The 442-nt window shown below is 62.0% G+C and carries 1 protein-coding gene; it reads left to right on the forward strand.

Annotated elements, in window-relative coordinates; all coding sequences use genetic code 11:
- The coding region (locus tag AC3WTJ_RS17595; RefSeq protein WP_492523269.1) for a hypothetical protein at positions 1-442 on the forward strand (442 nt) is incomplete at both ends.

Below are 442 nucleotides of genomic sequence, written 5' to 3' on the forward strand. Positions count from 1 at the left end.
GTGCAACCGGAGCAACGGGCGCAGCAGGGACAAACGGTGCAACCGGAGCAACGGGCGCAGCAGGGACAAACGGAGCGACAGGAGCAACGGGTGCAGCAGGAACGAACGGTGCGACAGGAGCAACGGGCGCAGCAGGAACAAACGGAGCGACAGGAGCAACGGGTGCAGCAGGAACCAACGGTGCGACAGGGGCTACAGGTGCAACAGGAGTTGACGGTGTAACCGGAGCTACGGGCGCAGCAGGAACCAACGGAGCAACAGGTGCTACAGGAGCAACAGGAGTTGACGGTGCAACCGGAGCTACTGGTGCAGCAGGAACCAACGGAGCAACCGGTGCTACAGGTGCAGCAGGAACTAACGGAGTAACAGGGGCTACAGGTGCAACAGGAGTTGACGGTGTAACCGGAGCTACGGGCGCAGCAGGAACCAACGGAGCAACAGG

Source organism: Paenibacillus sp. FW101-FHT12H11, from assembly GCF_058790355.1.